Here is a 5,610-nt window from a genome sequence, read left to right on the forward strand (position 1 = left end):
GCCGCTTCCTGGAAGCCCTCGCCCTGCGTCGGATGCGCGTGGATGGTGCCGGCGATGTCTTCCAGCCGTGCGCCCATCTCCAGCGCCAGGCCGAAAGCCGTCGCCAGTTCCGAAACGCCCTGCCCGACCGCCTGGATGCCGAGCACCAGATGATTGTCCGCCCGCGCCACGACGCGCACGAAGCCGTCCTCGCCGAGCCTGGTCATCGCCCGCCCGTTGGCCGCGAAGGGGAACATGCCGATCTTGATCTCGCCGCCGAGCGCCTTGGCTTCGTCAGGTGACAGGCCTGCTGTCACCAGCTCGGGGTCGGTGAAGCAGACGGCGGGGATCGAGCGCTTGTCCCAGCTGCGCTTGTGGCCGGCAACGATCTCGGCCACCATCTCGCCCTGCGCCATGGCCCGGTGCGCCAGCATTGGCTCGCCGGTAACGTCGCCGATGGCGAAGATGCCGCGCATCGAGGTGCGGCACTGGTCGTCGATGCGGATGAACTTGCCCGCCATGTCGAGGTCGATCTGGTCGAGGCCCCAGCCTTCGGTCACCGGCTTGCGACCGACCGTCACCAGGATCCTGTCGGCCTCGACCTTGGCGCTCTTGCCGTCCGATGTCTCGACCAGCAGCGCATCGCCTTTGCTCGACAGCCCTTTGGCTTTCGCGCCCGTCATCACCTCGACACCGAGCGCGGCGAGCCGTTTGATGACAGGCCGGGTGAGTTCGGCGTCGTATTGCGCCAGCACGCGCGGCAGGGCTTCAACCACCGTAACCTTGGCGCCCATCTTGGCGAAAGCCATGCCGAGCTCCAGCCCGATATAGCCGCCGCCGACCACCGCAAGCCTCTTGGGGATCTCACTCAAGGCCATTGCATCGGTGGACGAAATGACAGGCCCTCCAAAGGGAAGAAAAGGCAGCTCGACCGGCGCCGAGCCGGTGGCGATGACGATCGTCTCGGCCCGGATTAGCTGACTTCCGGTCTCGGTCTCGACCTCCACGGTCTTGCCATCGCGAAACGTCGCCCAGCCCTGCACGGTCTTGACCCCGGCCTTCTTCAGCAGTCCGGCAACACCGCTGTTGAGCCGGCTTACAATGCCGTCCTTCCAGGCGATCGTCCTGGCAAGATCAAGCGCCGGCGCCGTTACCGAAATGCCGAGCGGGCTCTTGCCGCCGGCCATGTGCGACACCTTCTCGAACTCCTCCGCCGCATGGATCAGCGCCTTGGAGGGAATGCACCCGACATTGAGGCATGTGCCGCCGGGCTTGCCCGCTTCGACGATCACGGTGTCGACGCCGAGCTGGCCGGCGCGGATGGCGCAGATATAGCCGCCAGGGCCGGCGCCGATGACGAGCAGCTTGCAGGAGATTTCTTTCATGTCGACTGCTTCCTCTTGGCGAAAGCCGCGGCGCCTCTTTCCCTTCTCCCCTTGTGGGAGAAGGTGGATCGGCGCGACAGCGCCGAGACGGATGAGGGGTGTTCCAGCGAAATGAGACGTCGGCTTTCTCTGGAGCACCCCTCATCCGTCGCCTTCGGCGACACCTTCTCCCACAAGGGGAGAAGGGGGAGCCTGCATCCCAGCGCTGGCGCCTTTCGGCTAAGTGGGTTGATCAAGCTCATCCCCCCTAATCCACGAAGATCAGCGCGGGCGTCTCCAGCAGCGCCTTGATGCGCTGGATGAACACCGCCGCGTCCCAGCCGTCGATGACGCGGTGGTCGAAGCTCGACGACAGGTTCATCATTTTGCGCGGCACGAACTGCGTGCCGTCCCACACCGGCCGCACCATCATCTTGTTGACGCCGATGATCGCAACTTCCGGATGGTTGATGACGGGCGTTGTCGCGATGCCGCCCATGGCGCCGAGCGAGGTGATGGTGATGGTCGAGCCTGTGAGCTCGTCGCGCGTTGCCGTGCCGGACTTCGCCGCTTCGGCCAGCCGGATGACCTCGGCGCCGCAATCCCAGAGGTCGCGCGCCTCGGCGTGCTTGACGACTGGCACCACCAGGCCCGCCGGCGTCTGCGCGGCGATGCCGATATGGATGCCGCCATGCTGGTGGACGATGCCGGCCTCGTCGTCGAACAGCGAATTGAGTTGCGGCTGGTCTGATATCGCCTTGACCATGGCGCGCATCAGGAACGGCAGCAGCGTCAGCTTCGGTCTTTCGCCGCCACTCTTGGCCGGCCGCTTCTCCTTGTTCAGCGCGGCGCGCAACTCCTCGAGCGCGGTGACGTCGATCTCCTCGACATAGGTGATGTGCGGAATGCGCGACTTGGACAGCGTCATCTTCTCGGCGATCTTGCGCCTGAGGCCGACCACCTTGATGTCCTCGACCGTGTCATTGCGGGTGAGGCCCGAAGCCTTGGCGACCTGCGGGCCGCGCGCCAGGAAGGCCTCGATATCCTCATGGCCGATGCGCCCGGCCGGACCGCTTCCGGTGACCTGCCGGAGATCGATGCCGGCCTCCTTCGCGCGCAGGCGGACCGCCGGCGAGGCCAAGGGTTTTTCGCCTTCAGGGCGCGGCGCGCCAGAGACGGAAGGCCGCGAAGCATTCGTCGATGCGGCCGGTGCGGCTTTCGCTTCCGGGGCGCTGGTCTCGAGCGCTTTCGCGGCCGGAGCTGCGGCATCGGGCTTCGGCGTCGGCGGTTTCGCCGGCGGCTCCGCCGTCGGTGCTTGCGGCTTGGCGCTGCCCTGCGCCGGCACGTTGCCCTCGCCCGCCACTTTCAGCCGCACGATCGGCGAGCCGATCGCCACCGTGTCGCCAATCTCGGCGCCCAGCCAAAGGATCTCGCCGTCAACCGGCGACGGGATTTCCACCGTCGCCTTGTCGGTCATCACGGCGGCCAGCACCGTGTCCTCGCGCACGATGTCGCCGATCTTGACATGCCATTCGACAAGCTCGGCCTCGGCGACACCTTCGCCGACATCGGGAAGCTTGATGATATGCTCGCCCATCTCAGGCTCCCCCAATCTACGCTTGCAATGTTTCTAGGAGGGCGCGGCCGACGCGGGCCGGTCCCGGAAAATAGTCCCACTCCTGCGCATGCGGATAGGGCGTGTCCCAGCCGGCGACGCGCGCCACCGGCGCCTCCAGGTGGTAGAAGCAGTTTTCCTGCACCAGCGCCGACAGTTCGGCGCCGAAGCCCGAGGTCAGCGTTGCCTCGTGCACGATGACGCAGCGACCGGTCTTCTTCACCGACGCGACAATGGTGTCGAGGTCGAGCGGCAGCAGCGTCCTCAGATCGATGATCTCGGCGTCGATGCCGGTCTCCTCGACCGCGGCCTGCGCGACATAGACCATCGTGCCATAGGCGAGCACCGTGACGGCGGAACCCGCCCGGCGGATCGCGGCCTTGCCAAGCGGAACCGTGTAGTGGCCGTCAGCGACTTCGCCGAGCTCATGCTTCGACCACGGCGTTACGGGCCGATCGTGATGGCCGTCGAACGGCCCGTTATAGAGTCGCTTCGGCTCGAGGAAGATGACGGGGTCAGGATCCTCGATCGCCGCGATCAGCAGGCCCTTGGCGTCATGTGGATTGGACGGCACCACCGTCTTCAGCCCCGACACATGGGTGAACAGGGCTTCCGGGCTCTGGCTGTGGGTCTGGCCACCAAAGATGCCGCCGCCGGTCGGCATGCGCACCACGATCGGGCAGGTGAAATCGCCGTTCGAGCGGTAGCGCAGCCGCGCCGCTTCCTGTGTCAGTTGGTCGTAGGCGGGATACATGTAGTCGGCAAACTGAATCTCCACGCAGGGCTTCAGCCCATAGGCCGCCATGCCGATGGCCGAACCGACAATGCCGGATTCGTTGATCGGCGCGTCGAAGCAGCGGCTCTTGCCGTATTTGGCCTGCAGGCCATGGGTAACGCGGAAGACGCCGCCGAAGAAACCGACATCCTCGCCGAACACGACGACCTTCTCGTCGCGTCCCATCGACACATCCATGGCGTCGCGAATGGCCTCGATCATGGTCCGTCTCGGCATGGCTCAGACTCCCGCCTGCTGGCGCTGGCGCCGGAGATGCGGCGGCATCTCGGCATAAAGGCCTTCGAACATGTCGCGCGTCGAGGGCTTGCCGCCGGCATGCAGCGTGCCGTGGCTTTCCGCCTCCTTCTGGGCCGCGATCACCGTGTCGAGGATCTCGGCCTCGGCCTGCGCGTGCCGCTCGTCCGACCAGACGCCGAGCCCTATCAGATGGTTTTTCAGCCGCACGACCGGATCGCCGAGCGGCCAGGCATCGGATTCCGTCTTCGGACGGTAGGCCGAGGGATCGTCCGAGCTCGAATGGGCGCCGGCCCGGTAGGTGACATATTCGACCAGCGTCGGCCCGAGATTGGCGCGCGCCCGTTCCGCCGCCCATTTCGCCACCGCGTGAACGGCCAGGTAGTCATTGCCATCGACGCGCAGCGAAGGGATGCCGAAGCCGAGGCCGCGCGCCGCGAAAGTGCCGGAGCCGCCGCGCGCGATTCCTTGGAAGGTCGAGATCGCCCACTGGTTGTTGACGACGTTGAGCACGACGGGCGCCTTGTAAGTGGAGGCGAACACCAGCGCCGAATGGAAATCGGATTCGGCCGTCGAGCCGTCGCCGATCCAGGCGGCGGCGATTTTTGAATCGTTGGAGATGGCCGAGGCCATCGCCCAGCCGACCGCCTGGATGTACTGGGTGGCCAGATTGCCCGAGATCGAGAAGAAGCCGTGTTCCTTCGAGGAATACATGATCGGCAACTGCCGGCCCTTAAGCGGATCGGCCTCGTTGGAATAGATCTGGTTCATCATCGTCACCATCGGGTAGCCGTCGGCGATGAGCAGGCCGGCCTGCCGGTAGGTCGGGAAATTCATGTCGCCTCGGGCCAGCGCCTTGCGGAAGGCGCAGCTCACCGCCTCTTCGCCCAGATGCTGCATGTAGAAGGAGGTCTTGCCCTGCCGCTGCGCCATCTGCATGCGCGCGTCGAAGGTGCGGAGCGTCATCATGTGGCGAAGGCCCTCCAGCAGCTCGTCGCTGGAAAGCAGCCCGGCCCAGGGGCCGACAGCCTCGCCATTGCGGTTGAGCACCCGGATGATCGAAAACGCCATGTCGCGGATGGTGCGCGGATCGACATCGATCTCGGGGCGCGGCACGGAGCCGGCCTCGGCGATGGTCACATTGGAGAAATCAGGCGTGCCGCCCGGACGCACTTCCGGCTCGGGAACGTGAAACCGCAACATCCCAGCATCGGCCATGACCTTTGTCCTCCAATGTTGCCTGATGTGGATATTCGCATATCGCCCCACCAGTGCCAATTCTCCGGCACGCCTCCGGCCCCGGCCGCGACGGCCGATCCTGCCCCCGCACCAAGATGAAGACATGTCGACGAAATTTCTTGTCGATGTTTCGAGCCGGCGCGCAATTTGGCGAATGATTGGGGGTGGGTTGCCGCCAGATAAGGTGATTGGTGGCGAAGCTTGGCGCCGCGCTATCTTCCTTCTCCCCCTGTGGGAGAAGGTGGATCGGCGCGCAGCGCCGAGACGGATGAGCAACTGTGTTTGTCAGGATGGTTTTGGATTCCAAGGTTTGTCGTTTCGGATCATTGCGCTGAGGATGGTCAGGATCTTTCGTGCGACGGCCACGAGGGCGACCTTGGGCG

4 protein-coding genes are annotated in these 5,610 nt (G+C 65.4%); all 4 read right to left on the reverse strand.

Features of this window, described 5'->3' with window-relative positions:
- Positions 1-1,364, reverse strand: a 1,364-nt coding sequence (lpdA, locus tag J0I79_RS02965) for a dihydrolipoyl dehydrogenase (RefSeq protein WP_292855236.1), incomplete at its 3' end; no start/stop codon positions are given.
- Positions 1,365-1,611: 247 nt separating this feature from the next.
- Positions 1,612-2,940 (reverse strand): dihydrolipoamide acetyltransferase family protein, encoded by a 1,329-nt coding sequence (locus J0I79_RS02970; RefSeq protein WP_292855237.1) that lies wholly within the window; start codon positions 2,938-2,940, stop codon positions 1,612-1,614.
- A 16-nt stretch (positions 2,941-2,956) separates the two neighbouring features.
- Entirely contained in the window at positions 2,957-3,970 is a 1,014-nt protein-coding gene (locus J0I79_RS02975; protein ID WP_292855238.1) for an alpha-ketoacid dehydrogenase subunit beta, read from the reverse strand.
- Positions 3,971-3,973: 3 nt separating this feature from the next.
- Entirely contained in the window at positions 3,974-5,206 is a 1,233-nt protein-coding gene (locus tag J0I79_RS02980) for a 3-methyl-2-oxobutanoate dehydrogenase (2-methylpropanoyl-transferring) subunit alpha (protein WP_292855239.1), read from the reverse strand.
- Between the last annotated feature and the right edge of the window lie 404 nt (positions 5,207-5,610).

The organism is Mesorhizobium sp. (genome assembly GCF_017306585.1).
GTDB lineage: Bacteria > Pseudomonadota > Alphaproteobacteria > Rhizobiales > Rhizobiaceae > Mesorhizobium.